Raw genomic sequence first — 22,463 nt, 5'->3', positions numbered from 1 at the left:
CACGGTGACCCCGGCTCACCTTCGTCAACGTCCAGGGCGAGGCGGACGGCTGCTGCGTGTCCGGGGCCACCCCGTCCGGCTTCCCCACGCTGGTGCCGGGCGTTCCCGGTGCGGGGTCGCACCAGATCCCGATGTACGACGGGGTGTTCGCCGAGTGCGACGACAACGCGACGATCACGGCGTTCTCCCCCACGATGCCCTCCGGAATCACGGCACCTGGCCGATTGTCCGATACTCCCTCAGTAATACTTTGGTGACGGCGAGTTGAGCCGTGGGGCGAACTCGGGGGCGGGGGATGGCCGTGGCGGAGGACGTCGGGTCCGGAGGGGCGGCGGGGGCGACGCCGGGCACCACGGGTTCGGGGGCCCGTACGGGCTACACACCGCCGCGGTGGGCCTGGTGGCTGGTCGGGCTGGTCGTGCCGGTGGTCGGGGTCCTGGTGACCATGGTGGCGGGACAGCAGCGTGGGGCGGAACACCCACCGGGGCCGCCGCGTTCGGTCGCCGCGCCATCGGCCGGTACGGCGAGCCCCTCGCCGTCCACCGGCGCCACCGCTCAAGGCACACCATCCCCGACACCGACCCCCTCCGTTCCTCCGGGCAGCCCGCCCGCGTCGTCCCCGGCCGGACGCCCGACCTCTGAGGCGGGACCGTCTCCGTCCACGGGGAAGGACGGGGCCACCGAGCCGGCGGCGGTACCGATCGACGCCCCGGTGCGGATCGTGAACCGCAACAGCGGCCTGTGCCTGGCCGTTCCCGGCGCGAGCACCGAGGTCGTCGACCTGAACCAGTTCGGCTGTGGGAACCACCCCGACCACTACTGGCGGATCGAGCCCTGGGGCCAAGGCCCCGCCGGGCCGCTGTACCGGATCGCCAACGACAACAGCGGACTGTGCGCGGCCGTACCTGCCGCGAACAAGGCCGCCGGTGTCACCGTCAACCAGTTCCCCTGCGGGGACTACCCCGATCACCTGTGGCGCGTCGCCCCGGAGCCGGCCCGGGACCCCTCGGGCCGCGTCCTGTACCGCCTCGTCAACGACAACAGCGGGCTGTGCCTGAGCGTCGCCCGCGCGGACACGGAGCAGACGGCACCGGTGGTCCAGTCGCCGTGCGTAGGCCGCCCCGAGCAGCAGTGGCGCCTCACGCCCCGCTGACGGACCGGGCCGGCGCACACCCGGCGCGGGCGGGGTCAGCCGGTGAGGATTCAGCCGGTTCGTCTGGGGCTGCCTCCACCGCCCCCGGACCATGACCGGCCCAACTGCCTGCCGGGCGGACCTTGGCCGAGCTCGCTCACTGCCCCCCGAGATAGACCCGGGTGATCCCGTCTCCCAGGTCCTGGAGGGTGATGCCGATGCTCTGGAGCATGGACCTGCGCTTGTCCCCGATGCACGGCGGGCAGACGCTGCCCGTGCGCGCGTTCGGCACGGTGTCGGGACTGGGCAGACCCAGGTGCGCGAAGGAAACCGGGGACGGGTACTCCCTCGGGGGCAGCGGAGGATGGGATTTCAAGGGCTCGTCGAGGCGCAGATCGGCGGCGATCGCCTCGGCCTCGGCGTGCGGCACGGTGAAGGACAGCAGGTAGCTGTCGGCATCCCAGCCGTCCGCGCCCGCCCCCTTCACATCCTGGGCGTCCGCCGGAATCTGCACATGCAGGTACGCAGCCGCTTCTTTGCTCGCCACGTTCTGCAGCCACTGTGGGACGACAGACCGGTTGTCCTTCGGTTCCGGCACTCAGCCGAGGGCGATGCCCAGCCCCACGGCCGTCATCGCCACCGCTGCGACCCCGACCGCGACCCCGACCGTTCTGCGCTTCACCGGTTCTGCTCCTCGCCGCGGGACGGGTCACTGCGCGTACCGTCACGGCCCGCGTCCGCCGGCGGCGCCACGCCCGCACCGGGTGCACCGAAATCGTACGTCTGTACTGAACTGGTGCCCCACATGTCGAACTCCCGGGCCAGACCGACGGTGTGCAGCCGCGCCATCTCGGAGTCCTTGTCCGGGTGCCCGGTACTCCACGGGAATCGAGACGGGCGCGCCGCCGGACTTCTCGAAGGCGGCCAGGGCCTCCTGCTTCCACTCGTCCTGATTCTTCTGGATGTCCCGGTGGACATCGGCCCGCATCGCAGGGTTCCTGCTCAACGCCCGGTCGATGTCGAGCTCCAGCGGCGTGCCGCTGCCGTCCAGGTAGTGGCCGTGAGGGCGTCGTGGATGCGGCCTGAGTGGTGGACACGTACGCCTGGCGAGCAGTCAGACGGCGCCGCCAGAGCACCCGTTCGCATGCCGGTGATGTCTTCGACGCTAGGGTGGCAGGGCACGTGACGGCCCAGAGGAGCAGACCAGAGGATGATCACCCAGATTCGGATCGACGGCTTCAAGTCGTTCCGCGACTTCAGCCTCGATGTGCCGCCGACGCTCATCCTGCTGGGCCCGAACGGTGCCGGGAAGTCGAACCTCTTCGATGCGCTGCGCCTGGTCGCCGGCACTGCCGACCGCGGTTTCGAGGCAACGGTCCGCGAAGACTCCCGGCTGTCCCCGGGGAGTCTGTTCCACCGGGGCGCCGATGAGCCGGGCCACACGCTCGCCATCACCGTCGGAACACTGATCGCCTCGCAGGACGGCCCGCTCCCGGTCCGTATCCGCCTGAGCGTGGGCCGCATGCCGAACGGCAAGGTGGGAGTGCACAGGACGAGCGCCGTCTGGGTCAGCAGCCTCGTCAAACCCGGGTGGATGACGAACGTGGGGCTGGATGAGGAAGCGCAGTCTGCCATCGCGCAGGCGCGCTCTGCCTTCCTTGCCCGCACGGACGACGTGGACTATCTGGCCTTCAAGGGGAATATCGGCCCCGCCTGGGATCCGCAGGCTCTGGGGGACTTCGAAGGCGGCGCCGAAGAGGACGGCGAAAGGTACACCGAGGACTTCGCGGTGGCGCCGGGCGCCGAGCTGCGCGCACTGGTGGCCCGTGAGTGCGCCTCCTGGCACCCCTTCGTCCTCGATCCGGAGGCGCTGCGCACGCCGACGGCTGCTCTCGCCACCGGCAGGACCACCCCGGACGGCGGCAACCTGGCGGCGGTCCTGCACCGCATCAAGGACGAGTCGCCGGGCAACTGGAGGCGGTTCGTCGGCGATCTGGCCGCCCTCATCGACGGAGTGCAGGACATCCGGCCGCTGTACGACCGGCGCCGGGAGGAATACGACTTCGAGGTGGGGTTCAGCAACACGGGCTGGATCAGCCCGCCCGCCCTCTCCGACGGCACCCTGCGGATGGTGGCCCTGCTCGCCACTGCCGCGGACCCGGTCTGGCCAGGCGGGATGTACGTGGAGGAGATCGAGAACGGCCTGCACCCCGAGCACATCGCCGATCTCGTACGCAGGCTCAGGCGCGGCTCCGGAGTGACACCGGACGCCGCCGCCCCCGTCTCTGCCCGCGCCGCCACCCCGTACCGGCAGCTCATCGCCACCACGCACTCCCCGGCCCTGCTGGCAGCGCTCCGCGACGACCTCTCCGGCAGCCTCGTCTTCATGGAGCAGGCCGACCGGGTGGATCCGCAGACGCAGAGCGTCGTCCGCACAACCGTGGCCCGTCCGCTGCGGGCCTTCGATCCGGAGTGGGATCCCGGCGAGACGGTCTCACCGGAGCACGTGGAGAGGCTGCTGAGGAACCTGGGCCGGGGGGCTTCGTGACGTACAAGTACGGGCCGTTGAAACCCGGGCTGCTCGTCGAAGGCAGCGACGGGCCCTACCTGGCGAGCCTCGTCAAGCGCCAGCTGGACCGGCTGATCCAGCAACGCAGCTCGCAGACCGTGGAGGTACTGCGGTGCGAAGTGTCCGGCGTACGCACGAACGCCAAGCCGGAGCGGGTATTGCGCGCGGCCGAGGAACTCGCCCGGGACTGTGACGTGGCCTTCGTCCACGGTGGTGAGGATGCCCGCGACGAACGCCTGAAGCTGGTCGCCGAGCTGGAGCAGCGGCGGGGACTGGTCGCGCGGGCCGGGGCCTCGGTACCTCTTGTTCCGGTGCTCATGACCGAGTCCTGGATGCTGGCTGACCGGAAAGCCCTGGAACAGGTCGTCGGAGCCGAACCCCTGAAGGCGTACCCGTACACCGCGCCCTCCGCGCTGGAGGGCCATGTCACGATGAAGGGCTGCAAGGAGAAGCGGAACCCCAAGCAGGTCTGGAAGGCCCTCCTCGGACCGGACGGCCGCGAAGTACTGAGCGACAGCGCGGAACTGCTCGTACGGCGCACGAACCTCGAGGTGCTCGAGCAGCTCCCCTCGTACCGGAAGTGGGGCGAGGACACCGCGCGAGCGCTCCGGACCCGGAACTTCCTGAAGGAGCATAATTCCTGGCCGGGTGAACAACGGCCACCCACCGGCACCGGTGCTGCCGGCCCGCTCCCGCCCCGCCTCCGTCCGCTCCCTGGAGTGGTACGCCCCGCCCCGGGGTCGACGCGGGCACCCGGAACGTTGTGTCGAACGCGACCCTGCTACGCGCCGTGGGACAGAACTGACCGGCTGATCGGGCAGCTCACCGGCGGCGGCTCGCAACATAGCCGTGGTGGCCTCGAATGCCGGCCCCGCTCCCCAACTGCCCCGCCGGAGCAGATAGGTCGGCTGCAGGTCTGCGCCTTCCTCGGTGACGTGTCCGGGCAGTCGGCTGAGCGGCGGTCGAGTACGAGAGTCCCGGGGCGGAACCCGTCGACGCCGACCGCGACCGCGACGGGGTCGGGTGCAGGGGCGATGTACGTCACCATCCCGAGCAGCGGAGGTGGCGAGGTCGCATCACGCGACGGCGGTCCCCTCGAGCTCGACCATCTGGCCGGGGATCGCCAGCCGCGTCACCCCGAGCATCGTGGTGGTCGGCGCAACCCCGGCAGTGCCCAACCGCGCCGCCAGCACGCCGTAGTGCTGGAAAAGCAGATCGACGTCGGTCGTGTAGACGTTGAGCCGGACGAGGTTCGCGAGAGACATGCCGGCCTCGCCGAGCACGGCCTCCAGGTTGTCGATGCTCAGCGCCAACTGCGCCGCCATGTCACCGTCATGCTGGGGCTTGCCGTCGCCGCTCATCGCGGTCTGCCCCGAGATGTACAGGGTCCGCGTGTGCCCGGAGACGACCTCACCCTGGTTGAATCCCATCTCCACCGACCACGACACCGGGTTGACCGCCATTTGTTCCATCGCCACGTCAGCTCCATTCGATTCATGGGGAGTACGTACGTCCATCGGCTCGGTAGTCGCCGGCTCGACGTCGTGTCAACGAACCTCGCAGCAAATCACGACATCCTCAGTCATGTATTCCGATAAAGTTCTCGCATGCGCGCCGACCGGTTGGTCTCGCTCGTGCTGCTGCTGCGTCAGCGCGGTCGGCTGACTGCGGACACGCTGGCCCGCGAGCTGGAGGTATCCACCCGCACCGTGCTGCGCGACATCGAGGCGCTGTCCGCGGCCGGCGTCCCGGTCTATGCCGAACGCGGCCGGCACGGCGGTTTCGCGTTGTCGCCCGGTTTCCGGACCGAGCTCACCGGTCTGAACCACGACGAGACCCTTGCCTTGCTGACCGCCGGATCGGGGCGCGGCGAGCAGGTGTTCGGCCTCGGCTCGGCGCTTGCTTCCGCCATGCGGAAGGTGGTCGACGCGCTGCCCGAAAGCCACCGGGCCACCGCGAGCGACGCGGTCCAGCGATTTCTCGTCGACCCGGAGACCGACCTGCTCTCACGCCGGCTGGTCACTGAGGAGGTACCGGACACCACAATGATCGAGGTCCGGCGCGCGGTGCTCGCCGGGCACAAGCTGCGCATCCACTACGCGGCCACAGGCCAGACACCACAGTGGCGCACGGTGGACCCGATCGGCTTGGTCACCGTACGCGACCGGGGGTACTTGCTGGCTACGAGATCTGGCGCGGACCGCACCTACCGGCTGTCGCGGGTGTTGGCCGCCGAGGAACTCCCCGAAACGGCACAGCGACCAAACCGGGTCGATCTGGACCGGATCTGGCGGGAACGCTCCGCGCAGTTTCTCTCCGGCGGCGACCACATCACCGTGCGGGTACGGGTGAACCCGGCGCGGCGGGAGGACCTGCTGGACACCGCGCTGGCCGTCCGCGCAGAAGACCCCGACGCAGACGGCTGGCTGCGGCTGGAGGTGACCTTCCAAGATTCACGACACGCGGAATGGGCGCTGTGGCAGCTCAGCACGGACGCGGAAGCCCTGGCCCCGCAGTCGTTGCGCACCTCCCTACGCAACCGCGCCGCCGCGATCGCCACATGCTACGGCGAGTCATTCTGAGGGTTGTCGCCTTACGCGGGCCGCTGCCGACGCGATTCGGACCGCTCCATACTGCTTAGGTGCCAAGTGCACCGAACGACACGTGCGCAACGCGCGGCGCTGCCTGGTTGTTGCGGAGCGTCACGAACGTCCCGCCCGCAACAACTAGGGGCGTGGGTCAGTCGTATTCGTCGTCGTGTCGGTCCAGGCGATCTCGAAGTACCTGACGCGTTCGTCTTGTCCGGCTGGCCGCATGCCGGCTGCCATCATGACGTGCTGGGACGCGATGTTGTCGTGGTCGGCGTCGCCTTTCACGCAGGTGACGCCGCGTGCCCGCGCGAACAGCAGCAGTTCGCGGAGGGATTCGGAGGCGTATCCCCTGCCTCGCGCTGACGGGATGAGGCCGTAGCCGATCGTGACGCTGCCGTTCTCGTCGGCAGGTCCGTGGAAGCCCAGGCCGCCGATCGCCTGACCGTCCTCGCGGCGACGGATCTCATAGTTACCGAACGGCTGGGGATCACCGGTGTTCGCGCAGGTGTCCAGGAAGCGCCTGGCGGCGGACACGTCCCCATCGGTGGGGTACCCGGGCGCCCATCGGGCACCGCCATCCGACTCGCCCGCCACCACTTGCTCAGCCTCGCTGACGGTCATCGGATGAAGCACGAGCCGTGCTGTCAGAAGATCGCTCATGGCGGGGAGGAGTATCACGCGGGGCGACCAGACCGCACTTGGATTATCCGACCGGACAGCGCCCCGCCTCCGGTTGATGATCGTAGGGACGGAAGGACCACGGCATGCGCGGTGGGGACGGGCTGTTCGAGGTCGAGCCGGTGGAAAAGCAGCAGCCGCAGGGACGTCCGGTGGGGGTGGACAAGCGGTTCAGGGCGTTCGACCCGCACCAGGTCCTGCTGTTGCCCCCGTCGCTGGACGACTGACTGCCCCAGGACCACCTCGCCCGTTTCGTCGCCGACCTGGTCGACGACGTGCTGGACCTGGGGCCGGTCCTGGCCGACTGCACCGAGAAGCGCGGCTACCCGCCCTACGACCCGCGGCTGATGCTGCGTCTGCTGATCTACGGCTACACCACCGGGTTCGCTCATCGCGGGCGATCGAGCGCAAGTGCGCCGACGACGTCGCGTTCCGGTTCCTGGCCGCCGACCAGGCCCCGGACTTCCGCTCGATCTCGCGGTTCCGCCGCCGCCACCTGGACGCCCTCGCGGACCTGTTCACCCAGTCTCTGCACCTCGCGCAGAGGCTCGGCGTGGTCGAGATGGGCCGCGTCGCTCTGGACGGCACCAAGCTTGAAGCGAACGCCTCCAAGTACAAAGCGATGAGCTACGGCCGCCTGGTCGGCAAGGAGGAGCGGATCGAGGCCGAGATCGCCGCTCTGGAGGCCCAGGCCGCCGCCCTGCTCGCGGACGCCGAGGCCGCCGACACCGCAGAGGACCGCACCTTCGGCATCGACGGCAAGGACACCGATCTGCTTGCCGAGCTGGACCGCCGCGAGAAGCGCCTGGCCCGGCCACTGCTCTCGACCAGCCACCGTCTCCGGCGTCGGGATTCGCGTGCGCTCACGAGGTCGTGCGCCGGCTGACTTCGGCTGCGTAGGCGCCCCGGTCGCCGGCTGATGCCTTCTGCTACCAGATGGCGACTTGGATGTGGACGCCGAGCACCCTGGCGAGCATGGCGGCGGGCAGTTCGGCGGCAAGGTCTAACAGTGCGGTGGAGCGGTCCTGCCGAGACCTGATCCCGATCTTGTGGAGACGCCGGCCGATCCGGCTCCCCGGGACGCCCCGACGGTCGCCGCCGCTGTGGGCGGAGCCGTCCTCCGAGGACACGCAGCGCCTCGACACCAAGTTCGATCACGGGGAGGGCGTCGCGGAAGTACGGGAACTGTTGCGCGCGCGAGTTCGGCGCTGACGACCAGGCACGCCACCCAGCCCCCTTCCGCAGCCCGCTCGCAATGCCTCCGGCATAGCCTTCACTCCCAGTTGATTGCAACGCAGAAGGCGTTCTCGTTGCATTAATTTGTAACCCATTGCAACAATTTGCCGAGTCTGACCTGCGCAAACACCATTCATACGCAACGAACATGTTGAAGAATCTCTGAACGCAACGTAGCTTTTCCTTCATCGGAAACAACGAGCCGAAGGAAAGCACCATGCAGAAGTTCGACACCCCCGCCCCGATCGCCGCCGTCCTGGACATCCCCGCGGGCCGCATCCGCTTCGTCGCCGCCGACCGCACGGACACCGCGGTCGAGGTCCTGCCGGCGAACGCCTCGAGCGGCCGTGACGTGACGGCCGCGGAGCAGATCACGGTCGGATACGCCGACGGCGTCCTGCGCATCCAGGCCGCACCGGCGAAGAACCGCACCCTGGGCAACTCCGGCTCGGTCGAGGTGACCGTCCAGCTGCCCGCCGGCTCGCGTATCGAGGCGAAGGCGGCCGGTGCCGAGTTCCACGGTGTCGGACGCCTCGGCGACGTCACCTTCGAGGGCGCCCAGGCCTCCGTCAACCTCGACGAGGCCGCAAGCGCCCACCTCAGCCTCCTCGCCGGTGACGTCTCGGTCGGCCGCCTGGGCGGCCCCGCGGAGATCAGCACCCAGAAGGGCAACCTGACCATCGCCGAGGCCGTGCGCGGCACGGTCCGGCTGCGCACCGAGCACGGCAACATCTCGGTCGGCGCCGCCGCCGGAGTCTCCGCCGCCCTGGACGCCGGCACCTCCTACGGCCGCATCCACAACTCCCTCAAGAACACCGAGGGCACCACCGCCCTGAACATCCACGCCACCACCGCCTACGGCGACATCACCGCCCGCAGCATCTGACCCGCAGCCCCTGAGCAGTCACCCGGCCCGAAGAGGCCGAGGAGAGCCCCGAAGTACGCGGCGCCGCACTCCCTGTTCGGACATCACTGTCAGTCCACCGCTGTGATTCACCTCTGACCCCGGAAGTAGAGGCAAGCCATGAACTCCATCAAGCAGTCCGCCTGGACCGGCATGGTGTCGATCGATGACACCGCACTGGCCGTGACCGATACCGGCGGTTCTGGCCGCCCCGTGGTCTACCTCAACGGCTCCTACGCCGACCAGTCGCACTGGCGGCGCGTCATCAGCGCCCTCGGCAGCGACTACCGGCACATCACCTACGACGAGCGCGCCCGCGGCAAGTCGAAGCGCGCCACGGACTATTCGTTCGAGGCGTGCCTGCGCGACCTCGACGCCGTCCTCACGGCCAGGGGCGTGGAACGGCCGATCCTGGTGGGCTGGTCCTACGGCGCCATGCTCGCCGTGCACTGGGCCGCCCGGAACCCGGACCGCGTCGCGGGGGTGGTGTCCGTGGACGGCGCCATGCCGCACGAGTGGCTCGACGACGCCGCCCGCGAACAGATCCGCAAGCTGTTCCGCAAGATGAGCCCGCTGTTCCCGATCGCCCGCCCGCTCGGCCTGGCCGCGCGGATGAGCGCCGCGCAACACGCCGAGATCAACATCGAGATCAACGAGCTCTGCACGCCCGCCGCCCTCAACCCGGTCTTCGACCGTGTGACCGTGCCGGCCCGGTACGTGCTCGCCACCGGCGGCAACCTCGGCGGCGACCCGAAGCTGATGGAACGGATCCGCGCCAACCTCGACCCGGTGGTCGCCCGTAACCCGAACATCCGGGTCAGCGCGAAGGTCGTCAGCAACCACTCCAAGATCCTGCGCAAGGACTTCCGAGCCGTCGCCGACGCGGTACGCGAGATCGTCGCCATCCGCGAACACCACAAGGTCGGCTGAGCCAACCACGCTGGTGTCCTGGTGGTGGTTTGGCGTTTCTGAGCACTGCCGCCCGGCGCGCGACGGCTTGGAGGAGGCTCCTCACCAATCTTCAGGTCGGCCAGTTGACCTGCCTGGCTCTTGACCTGAAGTGCATCCGGAGCCTCGTCTTCATAGAACCTGAGGGATCCGATCCCGACTGCGCTATCCCCGAGTTGGTGCGTTTCGTGAGCCCTTGCGGCCAGCCAGCAGAGCAGCTCGCCGACCTTCTCGAACTCGTCGGGGTGGATCTCCTGGCGGGACGTCAGCGACCAGCCCTTCCACGGCAGGTCCGCGCGACGGGTCAGTGCCGAGCAGAGCACACCACCCACCCGCCAGGCTGTGCCGTCCCCGGCCAGCAGCGGATAGGGGTCGTCCTCAATCTCCGGGACCCCAGAGTCGTCCACCACTACGACCGGGAACTCGGTGACGATGGACAGGCGCTCAGGTTGGGGCCCGGTCCCCAGATGCCAGCTCAGCTCGGCGAGCTCCTGCTCGGATATCTCGTCCCTCAAATCGACGGCAATCATCAGCTCATAGATGTCACTCACCCAGTGAACCCTACGACCGGCGCACCCTGGGTCGGCTCCGGCATGCGGGGCTGACGTAGCGTTCGGGCATGAGCATGTCGCAGCCCCCTGGCCCTTACGGGTCTTCGCAGCCCCCGAATCCGTACGGTGGACAGCTGCACGCCCCGCAGTCCTCACCCCACCCGTACCAGCAGCAGTACCCGGGTCACCCCTACCCGCCGCAGCCGTATCCCGGTCAGGGTGTGTGGGGCCAGCCCCCGATGGGCTCGCCGCGCAAGAAGCGGACGGGCATGGTGATCGGGATCGTCGCGGGCTCGTTTGTGGTGCTCGGCGTTCTCGGATTCGGCGTGAGGCTGCTGGCGGGGGCCGGATCCTTGGCGAGCGGATCCGGCTTCCCCGAGGCCCGGTACCGGCTCACTGTTCCCAAGACCATGCTGGACGGCAAGTACGAGCTGGTCCAGGACCTGTCGGACACCGAGGGAAAGAAAGCCCTGAAGGGCAGCTACGACTCGAAGATCCGCAATCCGAAGCCGGTCGTCGGCCAGTACACCTCCAACTCCCCGAAGGGACAGGGTGCCCTGGTCTTCTCCGGGATGTACGGCCAGTTCAAGGACCCCGATGGCGCCCGTAGGAAGATGCTGGGCGGCGCGGCGGACGCCGAAGGTGCGACCCTGGCGGTCCCCGCCCGGGAGATCACGCCCCCTGGTTCCGGCATCACTGTGTCCTGCCAGGTGCTGACGATGAGCAGCTCCGAAGAGGACTGAAGATCTTTCCCCAACTGCAGCGTGATCGTTCCCCGGCCGTCCTTCTCATGTGGTTGATGCGAAGAGGGCGCCTCGGGCCGGATACTGTCTGGCCAGGGAGACGGTGGCGCCGGAGCGCGGTCGAGGGGGAGTGTGTGGATCATCCGAGGGCTTTACCCCACGGCGAGCAATCCTGGACCTACCTGGACGAACACCTGTGGCATACGTGCGACATCCTCGCGGATCTAGTGAGTGGCAGGTTACAGAGGCGCCCACGTCTCGCTACTTACGCGCGGCTTGCTCCGAATGAGCGCGTCCTGGCGGTGGGGCCAGCTCAGCGGCTGACTTGGCGCGCCCGGGGGAACGGCAGCTACCAGCACACGAACGTGGTTGCTGTCGGCCGTCCGTCATTTGTCATCGGCAGCATGCTGGGGTCTGCTCTCGGAAATGCCTCACGCCGCCGTGCAGCAGCAGCCGCTGCGCAGCCTCGCTGGGTCCTGGACGGGAGTGGGGAACTCACGGTTACTGATCAAGGCGCTTACTTCGGCCATCCGCACGCCCCTGTTTCCCTGTACTGGACTGGCGTGACGGACAGCATCGATCTGGTCGGGCCTGAGGACTTTCAGATCGCGCTCCGCACCAATCAGGGAGGCCACTGCACTCTGCGGTTTCACACTCCGTGGGCCTCTCTACTCTTCGTCCTGGCCGCGCGAGCACGTTTCACAGCTCATCCCCGACTGCTCCACCATGGCTGGCTCCCGGCCGATTTCGAGAACCGGTGTGCTCGCATGGGCCGACCCTGCCCACTCGTACCTCCGCTTGTACCGGATTCACCTGCCCGGTGAAGCTGCGGCGGCCACGCGATAGGGACGCTGGGTCGATGTTGGTCGCTTGGCTTCGTTCACAGTCGTGGTTGGCAGAGGCTACTGCCCAGGTCAAACGCGCCAGCTGGTTCCCGAAAGAGCCATGGCTTCCCAACTGCAAGATCGCCTGCTTAGTGGTCGGCGCTGGAAGTCCTTCGGGGGTTGATCAGGCTGCCAGGGCGACGGAGGATTCTTCTTGTCGGTCGGCGGATGTGTGTCGGTCGAGCCGGGCCAGTAGATCGTCCAGGTCGGAGGTGGTGAACCTCCATTGGAACGGCTGTGCCGTGGCGTTGTAGCGGTCTTCGAACGCTCGGAGCCGGTTCCGGACCTGAGTCAGGTCCGTGAAGTCGTTGGGTCGGACGACCTTGCGCTGGACGATCGAGAAGAAGATCTCGATCTGGTTCGTCCAGGAGGCGTGTATAGGGGTGTGGACCATGACCGCGTTCGGAAACGCCTTGGTCAGACGGTCTATGGCCTTCTTCCCCCGGTGGGAGGAGCCGTTGTCGACGATCCAGAAGACGCGTCTGGCGCTCGCGTAGGGCTCGGTCGTCATGACCTGGGTGACCAGGTTCATGAAGGGGACGATTCCGGTCTTCGGCTCGCAGCGGCCGAAGACTTTCGCGCGGTGGACGTCGTAGGCGGCCAGGTAGGCCAGCGCACCGCCGCGACCGTACTCATGGTTGACGCGCATCGCCCGGGCCCGGCCTGGGGCCAGGGTCGGATGGCAGCGGCAGCGGGCCTGGACGGAGGTCTTCTCGTCGCTGGAGACGACGTACTCGTCCTCGCCCAGCGGGACACCGTCGAACGTGCGGGCGTACAGGTCCAGGACACGCTGGGCCTTGGCACGGAAGTCCGGGTCACGGATGAAGATCCAGGACCGGTTCTGCCAGGGCTTGAGCGCGTCCTCGCGCAGCCAGCGGCGCACCGTGGACGCGGACACGGTGTTGGTGATCCCGCGCGCGGTCAGCTCGGCGGCCAGCTCAGGGCAGGACCAGCGCGACAGCGGTACGCCGGTCTCGGCGGGTAACTGGCAGGCCAGCGCCTTGGCCTCGGCAACCTGCACGGGAGTGAAACGGGCGGGGCGCCCTGAGCGCTTGCGGTCGGCCAGGGCTGGCAGCCCGCCATGAGCGAACCGGCCGCGCCAGGTCCGGACCGTGTCCACGTGCAGGTGGGTCTCGGCGGCGATCCTGCCATTACCCCAGCCACGTGCTGCCAGGAGGACGACTGCTGCACGCTGCCGGGCTTGGTGAGGAGTCTTATGACCGTAAGCCATCTTCTTCAGTCGGTGGCGCTCGGAGGCGGTCAGCACCACCGCCACGGCAGCGCGTATGGACAAGTGCCTGTCCCCCTGGATCCTGCGGCAGGCCGATAAGCGTGAGCGATTTCGACTGTCCCCCGCTCTTCCTGCCACCTCGTTGGACGTTCGGGGAGGTAGGAGGAGCGGGTAGTGACTGGCACGTATGACGGCCCACCGACCGCGAGGTCGGAGGGCCGGCGTGATCGTTGAAGGTCCATCGGCACCGAGGAAGGCGGCCGGTTGCCTACGCGCGTGTCACCGAGGATCGGGTGCTCACACAGCGAACCGCACCTTGATTGCGTGGCTGAGGGCGGTCTGCTCCTCGTCGGGAAGGCGACGCTCGGCATGGAGCATGCGCAGGGCGGCGGTGATGCTCTCCTCGTCCTCAGGTGTGCCGAGGCTGCCCATGTACGGAGGCAGCAGCAGACTCAGGGCTTCGAGGTCCGTGCGGGCGCAGAGCTTGGTGAGGAGTTCGCCGACCGGGTCTTCGTGCTGCTGTGGTGCGGCCGGGGCGGTGGCACGCAGTCCTGCCGCGATGCGGTAGCGGAGCCATTGCTGGTGGGGGCCTGCTGGGACGTCGTCGATGTGCTTCGCTGCGTACTCGAAGTGTTCGCGGGCTTGGTCGATCTGGCCCAGGTCCCGGTGGGCGCGGGCCATGTTGCCGTGAAGTGAAGCGTAGAAGCCGCGGACACGGTCGTCGCCGACCTTGTCGGCCCGGTTCAGGCACTCCTGGTTCCAGCGCAGGGTCTCCTGCGGGGTTGGCTGGTGCCGGGCGAGGTAGTGCGCGGCGATGCAGGCGTCGTAGTCGTCCTCAGCCGCTTCCCACGCTTGGAGAAAGAGGTCCCGCGCTCGGGCATCTCGTCCTTCGGTCTCGGCCTGCATACCCTGCACGCACAGCTGCACGACGATGTTCTGGGGGTCGGTCACGGTTCTCCTGGGGTGATGAAGGTGCGGTGTTGAGGAAGAATCAGCTGGAGGTGCTGAGGGAGACGGGCATGACCAGCGTGGTGAAGCTGCCCTGGTCTGCGGAACGCACCACGACAGGCCGGTCTACGGCGGAGATCTCCAGCAGAACGTCGGGCCCGACACTGGCCTCCAGAGCGGGAGCCAGGACGGCAGGGTCGAACCCGATCCGCTGGGGCAGGTCTCCATGGCAGATCGCAGGCAGGGTGACGGCGTTGGAGTGATCGGCGAGAGAGACGACCAGCTCGTCGCCGGCGAAGCTCAAGGCGAGGTGTGTAGCGTCTGCGTGGCTGTTGACCGCGTCACGCAGGGCCAGGCGATCCACGATCACGCGGTGTTCGGGCGGGGCCAGAGCCGAGAGCATCTCGCGGTAGGCAGGGAACAGGTCATCGGTCGTCACCAGGACACGGGACTCTGACGTACTGCGTGCTCGGGCCCCGTCCGGTCCGACCTGGATGGTGACCTGGTGGACTCGCGCTGCCCATTGACCGAACTCGATCAGGTCAGCCGCGTGCACCAGCAGACGGCGGGGCCCTCCGTCGAGTGCCGCTAGCCTCAGGACGCGCATCGACAGGCGATAGCGATCGGTGGCCACCAGACGAACCTCGCCGTCTTCGAATTCGATGAGGACGCAACCCAGCGCAGGGTGTTCCCCGTCGGAAGCCGCGGCCGGCACCACCTGGCGTACTGCACTGGCCAACTCCACGCCGCCGATCCGCGCTTCCGTCGTACTGTCGGCAGTCGAGAGGGAACGCAGAGCCACCGCGATGGCGGCCTTGGCGGTCTGAGTCTGGTCCCGCATCCTCTCCAGGTGCCGCTCCAACACCTCTCGGCCCTCACGCTCGGGCCCATCGAGTACCACGGTGACCTCGGCCAGCGGCAGTCCCGCTTCTCGCAGACTGCGCAGGAGAGCGGCACGGGCCTCCTGAGCAGGGCTGTAGAAGCGGTATCCGGTCGCCCCGTCAACCCACGCTGGCCGCAGAACGCGGCAGTCGTCGTAGAAACGCAGGGCGCTCGAAGCGAGACCCACTCGCCGCGCGAAAGCGCTGATGCTCAGTAGTTCCGTGGTGCCGTCCATGGACCCGATTGTTGACCTTCATCCAACTTGAAGGTCAACTCGCCCCTCGGCGCGTTCCACGCCACCACCAGGCACGGGAGCTTCCTCAGCGTCAACCCCCGAAGGACTTCCAAACTCGACCACTAAGGCTTGTCCCGTAAATGATCTTTGAGTCGCCCTGGGCAGGGTCGGTCGCGATCTGCTGGCCTATCCGGCGAGGGCGAGGTTGTGCAGGCGGGCGATGCCGAGCATGGCGTGGTGGACTCCGTCGCCTTTGAGTCGGCAGTCGCGGAGGATCTTCCAGGTCTTCATGCGGGCGAAGGTGTGCTCGATGCGGGCGCGGACCTGTTTGTGGGACTTGTTGTGCGCCTGCTTCCAGTCGGGCAGGTCTTCGCCTTTGCGGCGGCGGTGGGGCATGACGAGTCCGGTGCCGGGATAGCCGCCGTCGGCGATCGTGAGTGTTCTGCCGACGGCGGCTTTGGCGCCGGATTCCTCCCAGGCCTTGCAGTCGTTGCGGTTGCCGGCGGGCGGCCGGCCGACCACGACGACCAGGCGGGTGTCGGCGTCGATGACGATCTGGTGGTTCGTGGAATATCGGTAGTTCTTGGACTGCTCTGCCACGGCGTGGTCGCGGGTGGGCACCAGGGTGCCGTCCACGATCAGCACGGTGTCCTTGGCGAACCGCTTGCGGGGCTGCAGGGCGAGCATCGGCCCGAGGTGGTCGACGATCCGGTCCGCCGCCGACTTCGAGACCCCGAACAGCGGAGCGAGCTGGCGCATCGTCAAGTTCGTGCGCCAGTACGCCGCCACGAGCAGAGCACGGTCCTCCAGCGGAAGGCTCCACGGCCGGCCCTTGCGGACCGCGTCCGCACCCTCGCGCCGCAACACGGTCACCAGCTTCCCGAAACAGCGCGGACTCAGCCCCGTGAACGGGGCTATCCAAGACGGCTCCGACGCCGTGATCACACCAGCCACACCAAGATCATCTCACCTGTGACCAGCAGTTACGGGACAAGCCTTAGTTTTTCAGTAAGCAAGTCTTCGACTCAGCGCGGACTGACGAGTATGGCTGCCTGGTTTGGAAGATCACCTGACGCAACTTGTCGCCGCGGCCCATCCAGCGTTCCAGCCTCGCCTGAATTCCGCTCCTCCCTCCCTAGGTACAATCAACTTTCCGGTGGGCTGGGGGCAGTTGTCGGTACGCTCGCTACCCGCTTTTTGGCCCGCAGCAAATCCCTTCTTGTAGTCATAGGACTGTCCGGTTGGGGCGGTCGGGGCGGTTTCTTCGCTGCATTTCGCCTGCTTGAACGCCTCCTTGTACGCATACGTGTAGGACGCCCGATAGCGGTCTGTGAAGCCGTCTGCGTAGTCACCTGCCCCCGGAGGCCTCAACCCTGGGTTGGGATTGGCTGGGTGACACGCCATGCCGTCACGCTCGCCTGCGACCTTGCCAGGCCTGAATCCCGCGATGCACCCCTGATGGTAGGGGGAGTCGTACCCGGGGCTGTCTATTTGGATAAGCCTGCAAACGCTTGGCATCGACGCAACCTCTGCCGCCTGCCTGGGTGCTGAGGCATGGGCCGTGAAACTTCCGGAAATCGCCAGCGACGCGAGGAGGGGCGCGCCAAATGTAACAAGACATCGCCTGCAGTGCATTTCATTCCCCTTTCTGCCCGATATGCTGTTGTGCTAATTCCACAAGTGCGACGCTACTCTGGACAGCCGGGAAAGAAGATGGGCGAGGGGCCGGCCGTACGCTGGTCGCATATGAGATGGAATGGCTTAACCGTAACGGAGGTACCCAGCCTCAGTTTCTGCCTATCTTTACCATCATGCAACCTCACTCACACCCTGCGGACGTGTACTGCGATAGAGGCTTAAAAGGCGAGGGCCGATGTCGAGGCCGCAGCAGGTGCTCAGCCGAATGGATGGGCTGCGCAGCCTGGTTCAGCGCGGAAGGGCCGGGCGACTGAGGGGGACAGCGAGGGGGAATCTGAGGGGGGTCCATGAGGGGGAGCGCGAGGGGGAGTCTTAGGGGGAAACCACTCCGCTGAGGGCCTTGCATTTTTGCTGGTCAGCGCCGGTCTCGGCGGTGGTGACCAGTCAGACATTTCTTATAGGGGGTTGAGGGGGTGGGGGAGTTCGGAGGCGTTGGGGTCTGTTCTGGCTGGCTCGGTTGTGCTTGGGCTTGGGGTTGAGGGGTGTTGATGGGGTCGCTGTAGGCAGGTGTGACTGGGGCTGGGAGGTGAGCACGGGAAGGGCGGCGATTTGGGCGGGGTGGAGCGGAAGGGGAGAGACCGGGGTAAAAGGCCGGGGGGTGGGTGAAAGAGATGTGGCCGACGCCCACTTCCGCCGAGGGCGGGTGGCAAGGGCGCCGGCCTACCGAAGAACACACCTTGGGAGAAACCCACATGCGTCTCAGGGCCGAGCATAGCGCTCGGGCAATCCATCGGCACACCATGCCGCTCGGATGCGGTACCTTTTTTCACGCATGCGTGATCACCGCCCTGGCGGATCCGAGTGTATTGGCGTGCCCTGCACGTCTCGCCTATCGGGAGGTCGGAAGTCGTGATCCGTGCTGGACGAACCGCGGTGGGGCGCCGTGAGCTTGCCAACGTCCTCGGGCTGAAGTGGTCCAGCTTCGAGCGCACGAAGCCGCATACGGCTGCTGACTTTCCGCTGCCGGTCAGCGCCGAAGGCGCACTTGTCCTCTTGTGGGACCTGGAGCAGGTGGAGGCTCACCGCGACGGCCGGCCGCAACCGGTCATCCCGGCGGTCGACCGCGAGGAGGACCTCCTCGACCGCCGTGAGGCGGCGCTCCTGCTCGATGTGAAGCCGCGCAGCGTGGACAGCTACAAGACCGACCCTGGCCTTGCCGGCCATGTCGTCGTCGTGGGCGGGGTCGAGCACTGGCCGCGCGCTGCGGTGCTCGCGTACGCGGCCGGCCGCGGCGCCATGAGCGCTCCCAGCGGTCGGCCGAAGGGATCGGGTGACATGGTCCCCCGGGACCTGCTGCCCGGCCGCATTGCCGAACTCCTCGACGCCAACCCCGCGGTGACCGCGTCGCACGCCGTTGAAGTCCTCGGCATTTCGACCCCTGCCGCCCAGCGGCACCTGCAGCAGGAGCGCGCGGTGCGCATCGTCGCGCTGATGCGCACCGAAGCGGGTCTCGATGCCGAAGGGGCTGCTGAGCGCCTCGGCTATCCGCCGGCGGTCCGCCGGGCAGCGCTGAAGGCCGCTCAGGAGCTCTACGAGGCCTCCTAGCACCCGACCCCGACTTGCCCTTGAGGGGGCCGCAGCTGTCCGGCTGTGGCCCCCTCAAGGCATTTCAGCCAGGCGGGGGGCGGGCGTTGCGGGTCCGGCGCCGGCCCGGGGGTGAGCGGCTTCGCCGCCCACCCCCTTGGCCGCGGGCGGTCGTGAGGTCCCGACCGGCTCCGCTGCGCTGCGCCGGCCGTGCCCTCACGACCGCCCGCGCTGCGGGGTGTGGTGGCGGGTGGAAAAGGCAGGGGTGCGCGCTGCGCGCGCAGAATACCCCTGCCTTTTCCACCCGCCACCACACCCCTTGCCCTCCGCGCTTCGCGCTCCGGGTCCAGCCGACACCAGCCCCGCAATGCCCGCCCCCCGCCTGGCTGTAAACCCCCTGCGACCTGCGAATACATCACTCTTTCGGGGCGGGCTGTGAAGGCGTTCCCGCCCCCAAATGACGTTAGATTGCGGTAGAATTCTCTTGTTGGTGAGGGGATGTGGCAAGACCCCACCAGCACCGAAGAACCCCCGAACCTGCGAACCCAGGGAGAGCTGTGACCACGGACACCAAGCCCTTCGCCCTGATCGTGCACAACGACGGCAGTTTCGTCCTCACCGACTGGACCCCCTCCACTGAGCCCCACGAACTGACCGGCCGTGAAGGCATCCCCCAGACGGCCCGGATGGGCTCAAAGCGGATCGACGACACCCTGACCGCCTGGTCGGACGACAACGCGCTCTGGGAGGACGTCCAGGTCAACCGCAGCGCTCAGCGGTTGCTCAACACCCCGCACACCCTCTGCGGCCCGGTCGTACTGACCGGCGCTATCCCCCACACCTGCGCAGCCTTCGCAGAGGGCCTCACGCAGGACCAGGTGCTCCAGCTCATCGAGCGTCACCTGACCACCAAGCGCGTGCTGATGCGCAGCCTGCACATTCCCGCGCAGCCCGCTGACAGGCGTCACGGTCGGCCGGGCCCCTGCCCGGCCGACCCTGTCCCACCCTGCGGGATCGGGAGTGGCACCCGTCTCCGCAGGCCCCACCGCGGAACACCCGAGAAGAGGGCACGCCCATGTTCAACTTCCCTTCCCATGACGTTCTCGCCGCGCGAGAGCTCGCGCGCCGTTCCATGGTCCTGCTGCGGTCGCTTGCCCGCGTCGCCGGTGAGGGTGTCCACCACCTCACCGTGGTTCTTGCGACCGAGGACGTCGAGTGCATCGAGGCCGAGTGCATCATCGACGGGCCAGTGCTGAGCGAGGACGACGAGAACGACCCGGTCGTGTTCGCCGCGCTCCTTCTGGCCACGACGGCGACGGGCGTCAACGCCATGTTGGCCACACGCACGATGGGCCCGGACGGCGGGGTGAGGTTCATGTCCTGGATGGTCAGTGACCTCGCCGCTTTCCCGGCCACGGCCGCGCAGAGCCACATTGCCTACTGCATTGCCGAGGACCGCGACCTGTCCGACCCGCTTCCCCCGGCGGTCAGCTTCGTGGACGCCCCCGCCTTGGCCTGAGCGGCCCCGGTCGGCCGCCGAACCCGGCGGCCGACCGTCCCGACCCGTGAACCCCTTCCCCGTACCGGCCCCCCGGCTGCATCGACGCTGACAAGGTGCGGGCCGTGATCCCCGCGTACGCGAACACCTCGAACGACTGACCACAGCCCGCCTGCGGCGGGGGAGTGGCACCCCCGCCGCAGGCGTAGAGCACCCCACAAGAAGGAGAAACTTTCGTGGCACACGAAATCGAGCAGTTCAGTGACGGTACGGCCGCGTTCGTCAGCGCTCGTGAGAGCGCCTGGCACAAGCTGGGAACGGTGACCGCCGACGCGCTGACCGCCGAGGACGCTATGCGTTTGGCGGCCCTGGACGGTTGGAACGTCCGTTTGGTCGGCCTGCACGCCACCGAGCTGACGGCAGAGGGCACGACGCTTCTGGACGTGCCGAATCACCGGGCGAGCGTCCGTACGCATCCCAAGACCGGGCGCCCCGAAACCCTCGGAGTTGTCGGCCCCGACTACACGCCCGTCCAGAACGAGGAGCACGCCGAGTTTCTCAACTTCCTGGCAGACGAGTCCGGCGCGCACTTCGAGACGGCCGGATCCCTGCGAGAGGGCCGACAGGTGTTCCTGACCATGAAGCTGCCCCAAACGATGACCATCGGCGCCAGTGACAACGTGGACCTGTACATCGCGGCTTTCAACAGCCACGACGGCAGCAGCGCATTCCGCATCGTCGTCACACCTGTGCGGGTGGTCTGCGCGAACACGCTGCGCGCCGGACTGCGGAACGCAAAGAGCAGCTACACCGTCCGCCACACCTCCGGAGCACGCGGCCGCATCGCACAGGCCCGCCAGGCCCTGGGACTCACCTTCAAGTACGCCGAGGAGTTCGAGAAGGCCGCACAGCGCATGCTCGACGCAGAGATGACCACTCCCATGCTGCGCACGGTCGTCGACAAGCTGTGGCCCGTCGCCGACGCCGACAGCACCCGCAAGAAGAACAACCAAGAGTCCCGTTGGTACACCATCCGCAACCTGTTCGAGCAGGCCGACACGCAGGCGGGCATCCGGGGCACCGCGTGGGCGGGATACAACGCGATCACCGAGTACGCCAACCACATCGCCCCCGCACGCGGTGCCAGCCCGGACCTGAAGAGCGCCGCCCGCGCTGAGCGCGTGATCTCCGGCACCGCCGACGACGTGATGGAACGCGCCTTCCACCTGATCGCCGTCTGACCCGCGCCCGCCCCGGCACAACCGCCCAGGGGGGGCGGGAGAAACCTCCCGCCCCCCCCTGCACGCCCGCCTCACCGGAGCGGACATGACATCGCACCGCATCCCACTTCCCGGAGGACCTCTCATGACCTACACGGATGACACGGAAAGCCGGACAGTGAGCACCCTCAGGCTGTCGGCGCGGATTTCGGAGTCCGGGCAGATCACCCACCTTCCGGCGAGGGTCCGCCCCGTGAGCTGGACGGACCTCTGGGCCCGCGCCGGGCAGTCCCACAATCTGGAACGGACCATCCAACTGCGGGTGAAGGCGTGGGTGGATCCGTTGTTGAAGGCGATCGAGAACGAGGCCATGCCGGCAGAATCAGCGCACCTGTACAAGTCGGAGGAGGCATGGAGGGCTGCGGCCATCCGCCAGACCCGCCGTACGGCAACCGACCAGGCTCACGCCTACATCAACCGGGAGATGGCCCGCGAAGCACTGGCCCGGATCGATGCCGAGGGCCCTGCCTTCTGGCCCGTCCGCTGGCAGGACGAGCCGACCATCTTCCTCGTGCAAGGCGAATGGACCGTCACCGTGTGCGCCAGCGGAACCGACCACCAGGCCGTCAGGCAGGCATTCGCCACCGAGCTGCCCCAGAGGGCCGCCGACGTCGTCGCGGACGCCCACAACCGCATCCCGCGCTCCGCGAAGACCGTCCGGCACGCGGTCTGCCCGGACACCCCAGCCAAAGTCCGCAAGGCCTGGCAACGCGACCGCCGGAAGGGGACAGCACCCCAGCCTGCTACGGGCAGCTACGTCCCCGGCAGCTGGGTCATCTGGCAGGACCCTGCGTCGGGCCGCACGATCAGCGGGATCGTCTCGCAGTGGACCCCTGGTTGGTCCTCCCGAGACGGCGGCAAGCGCGGTGTCATCCCGTCAGACGGCAGCGACCCCGTCGTGATGCAGCTGGACCCGGGAGCGGATCGGCGC

General features: G+C 68.0%; 20 protein-coding genes and 1 pseudogene. 11 read left to right on the top strand and 10 right to left on the bottom strand.

The genetic code is table 11. From position 1 onward, the window contains the following. Nucleotides 1-295: 295 nt before the first annotated feature. Nucleotides 296-1,153 (top strand): RICIN domain-containing protein, encoded by an 858-nt coding sequence (locus OHT74_RS41065; protein ID WP_328623519.1) that lies wholly within the window; start codon nucleotides 296-298, stop codon nucleotides 1,151-1,153. Between the two features lie 136 nt (nucleotides 1,154-1,289). On the opposite strand, the gene OHT74_RS41060 is transcribed toward OHT74_RS41065, so the two are convergent. Further along, entirely contained in the window at nucleotides 1,290-1,679 is a 390-nt protein-coding gene (locus OHT74_RS41060; RefSeq protein ID WP_328623518.1) for a hypothetical protein, read from the bottom strand. A gap of 131 nt (nucleotides 1,680-1,810) precedes the next feature. Continuing rightward, nucleotides 1,811-1,981 carry a hypothetical protein gene (locus OHT74_RS41055; protein WP_267003430.1) on the bottom strand — a complete coding sequence of 57 codons (171 nt, stop codon included), beginning with the start codon at nucleotides 1,979-1,981 and terminating at the stop codon, nucleotides 1,811-1,813. A gap of 361 nt (nucleotides 1,982-2,342) precedes the next feature. Here OHT74_RS41055 and OHT74_RS41050 point away from each other — a divergent pair, with 361 nt between their 5' ends. Continuing rightward, nucleotides 2,343-3,680, top strand: coding sequence for an AAA family ATPase (locus OHT74_RS41050; protein WP_328623517.1), 1,338 nt, complete (start codon nucleotides 2,343-2,345; stop codon nucleotides 3,678-3,680). A gap of 1,097 nt (nucleotides 3,681-4,777) precedes the next feature. Here the strand turns inward: OHT74_RS41050 and OHT74_RS41045 are convergent. Beyond that, entirely contained in the window at nucleotides 4,778-5,173 is a 396-nt protein-coding gene (locus OHT74_RS41045) for a RidA family protein (RefSeq protein WP_328623649.1), read from the bottom strand. 135 nt (nucleotides 5,174-5,308) lie between these two features. On the opposite strand from OHT74_RS41045, the gene OHT74_RS41040 reads away from it, so the two are divergent. Then, nucleotides 5,309-6,283, top strand: a complete 975-nt coding sequence (locus OHT74_RS41040; RefSeq protein ID WP_328623516.1) for a helix-turn-helix transcriptional regulator — start codon at nucleotides 5,309-5,311, stop codon at nucleotides 6,281-6,283. A gap of 144 nt (nucleotides 6,284-6,427) precedes the next feature. Here the strand turns inward: OHT74_RS41040 and OHT74_RS41035 are convergent, their stop codons facing one another. Next, nucleotides 6,428-6,952, bottom strand: a complete 525-nt coding sequence (locus OHT74_RS41035) for a GNAT family N-acetyltransferase (RefSeq protein ID WP_328623515.1) — start codon at nucleotides 6,950-6,952, stop codon at nucleotides 6,428-6,430. 176 nt (nucleotides 6,953-7,128) lie between these two features. Between OHT74_RS41035 and OHT74_RS41030 the strand changes: the two are divergent. Continuing rightward, nucleotides 7,129-7,784 (top strand): annotated as a pseudogene (locus OHT74_RS41030) (transposase); the annotation flags it as partial. Nucleotides 7,785-7,899: 115 nt separating this feature from the next. Here OHT74_RS41030 and OHT74_RS41025 read toward each other — a convergent pair. Then, the gene (locus OHT74_RS41025) at nucleotides 7,900-8,100 is read right to left on the bottom strand and encodes a hypothetical protein (protein WP_328623514.1); all 201 of its coding nucleotides are present in this window, start codon (nucleotides 8,098-8,100) and stop codon (nucleotides 7,900-7,902) included. 323 nt (nucleotides 8,101-8,423) lie between these two features. Here OHT74_RS41025 and OHT74_RS41020 point away from each other — a divergent pair, with 323 nt between their 5' ends. The 3 genes from OHT74_RS41020 (at nucleotide 8,424) to OHT74_RS41010 (ending at nucleotide 11,352) form a co-directional block, all read left to right on the top strand. Then, on the top strand, nucleotides 8,424-9,092 hold the full coding sequence (locus OHT74_RS41020) for a DUF4097 family beta strand repeat-containing protein (RefSeq protein ID WP_328618813.1): 669 nt from the start codon (nucleotides 8,424-8,426) through the stop codon (nucleotides 9,090-9,092). A gap of 138 nt (nucleotides 9,093-9,230) precedes the next feature. Further along, nucleotides 9,231-10,040, top strand: a complete 810-nt coding sequence (locus tag OHT74_RS41015) for an alpha/beta fold hydrolase (protein ID WP_328618812.1) — start codon at nucleotides 9,231-9,233, stop codon at nucleotides 10,038-10,040. A gap of 637 nt (nucleotides 10,041-10,677) precedes the next feature. Then, nucleotides 10,678-11,352 (top strand): hypothetical protein, encoded by a 675-nt coding sequence (locus OHT74_RS41010; RefSeq protein ID WP_328618811.1) that lies wholly within the window; start codon nucleotides 10,678-10,680, stop codon nucleotides 11,350-11,352. A gap of 1,008 nt (nucleotides 11,353-12,360) precedes the next feature. Here OHT74_RS41010 and OHT74_RS41005 read toward each other — a convergent pair. From OHT74_RS41005 to OHT74_RS40990, 4 genes are all read right to left on the bottom strand, one after another. Further along, a complete protein-coding gene (locus tag OHT74_RS41005; protein ID WP_328618810.1) occupies nucleotides 12,361-13,530 on the bottom strand; it encodes an IS630 family transposase in 1,170 nt (389 codons plus the stop codon). A 234-nt stretch (nucleotides 13,531-13,764) separates the two neighbouring features. Then, nucleotides 13,765-14,418 (bottom strand): hypothetical protein, encoded by a 654-nt coding sequence (locus OHT74_RS41000; RefSeq protein WP_328618809.1) that lies wholly within the window; start codon nucleotides 14,416-14,418, stop codon nucleotides 13,765-13,767. Between the two features lie 40 nt (nucleotides 14,419-14,458). Continuing rightward, nucleotides 14,459-15,532 (bottom strand): DNA polymerase III subunit beta family protein, encoded by a 1,074-nt coding sequence (locus OHT74_RS40995; protein ID WP_328618808.1) that lies wholly within the window; start codon nucleotides 15,530-15,532, stop codon nucleotides 14,459-14,461. 186 nt (nucleotides 15,533-15,718) lie between these two features. Continuing rightward, nucleotides 15,719-16,486: a transposase gene (locus OHT74_RS40990; protein ID WP_328618807.1), complete on the bottom strand. Its 768-nt coding sequence runs from the start codon at nucleotides 16,484-16,486 to the stop codon at nucleotides 15,719-15,721. A gap of 1,593 nt (nucleotides 16,487-18,079) precedes the next feature. On the opposite strand from OHT74_RS40990, the gene OHT74_RS40985 reads away from it, so the two are divergent. Beyond that, complete coding sequence (locus OHT74_RS40985) at nucleotides 18,080-18,775, top strand: hypothetical protein (protein ID WP_328618806.1); 696 nt, start codon at nucleotides 18,080-18,082, stop codon at nucleotides 18,773-18,775. A 671-nt stretch (nucleotides 18,776-19,446) separates the two neighbouring features. Here the strand turns inward: OHT74_RS40985 and OHT74_RS40980 are convergent. Further along, entirely contained in the window at nucleotides 19,447-19,722 is a 276-nt protein-coding gene (locus tag OHT74_RS40980) for a hypothetical protein (RefSeq protein ID WP_328618805.1), read from the bottom strand. A gap of 107 nt (nucleotides 19,723-19,829) precedes the next feature. Here OHT74_RS40980 and OHT74_RS40975 point away from each other — a divergent pair, with 107 nt between their 5' ends. From OHT74_RS40975 to OHT74_RS40965, 3 genes are all read left to right on the top strand, one after another. Next, nucleotides 19,830-20,273: a hypothetical protein gene (locus OHT74_RS40975; RefSeq protein ID WP_328618804.1), complete on the top strand. Its 444-nt coding sequence runs from the start codon at nucleotides 19,830-19,832 to the stop codon at nucleotides 20,271-20,273. Between the two features lie 215 nt (nucleotides 20,274-20,488). Beyond that, on the top strand, nucleotides 20,489-21,493 hold the full coding sequence (locus OHT74_RS40970; RefSeq protein ID WP_328618803.1) for a DUF932 domain-containing protein: 1,005 nt from the start codon (nucleotides 20,489-20,491) through the stop codon (nucleotides 21,491-21,493). A gap of 232 nt (nucleotides 21,494-21,725) precedes the next feature. Next, nucleotides 21,726-22,463: hypothetical protein (locus OHT74_RS40965; protein ID WP_328618802.1), on the top strand; the 738-nt coding region annotated here is incomplete at its 3' end.

The organism is Streptomyces sp. NBC_00354 (assembly GCF_036106915.1).
Taxonomy (GTDB): domain Bacteria; phylum Actinomycetota; class Actinomycetes; order Streptomycetales; family Streptomycetaceae; genus Streptomyces.
The sequence above is the reverse complement of the archived record's forward strand: the minus strand, read 5'-3'. Positions and strand labels throughout refer to the sequence as shown.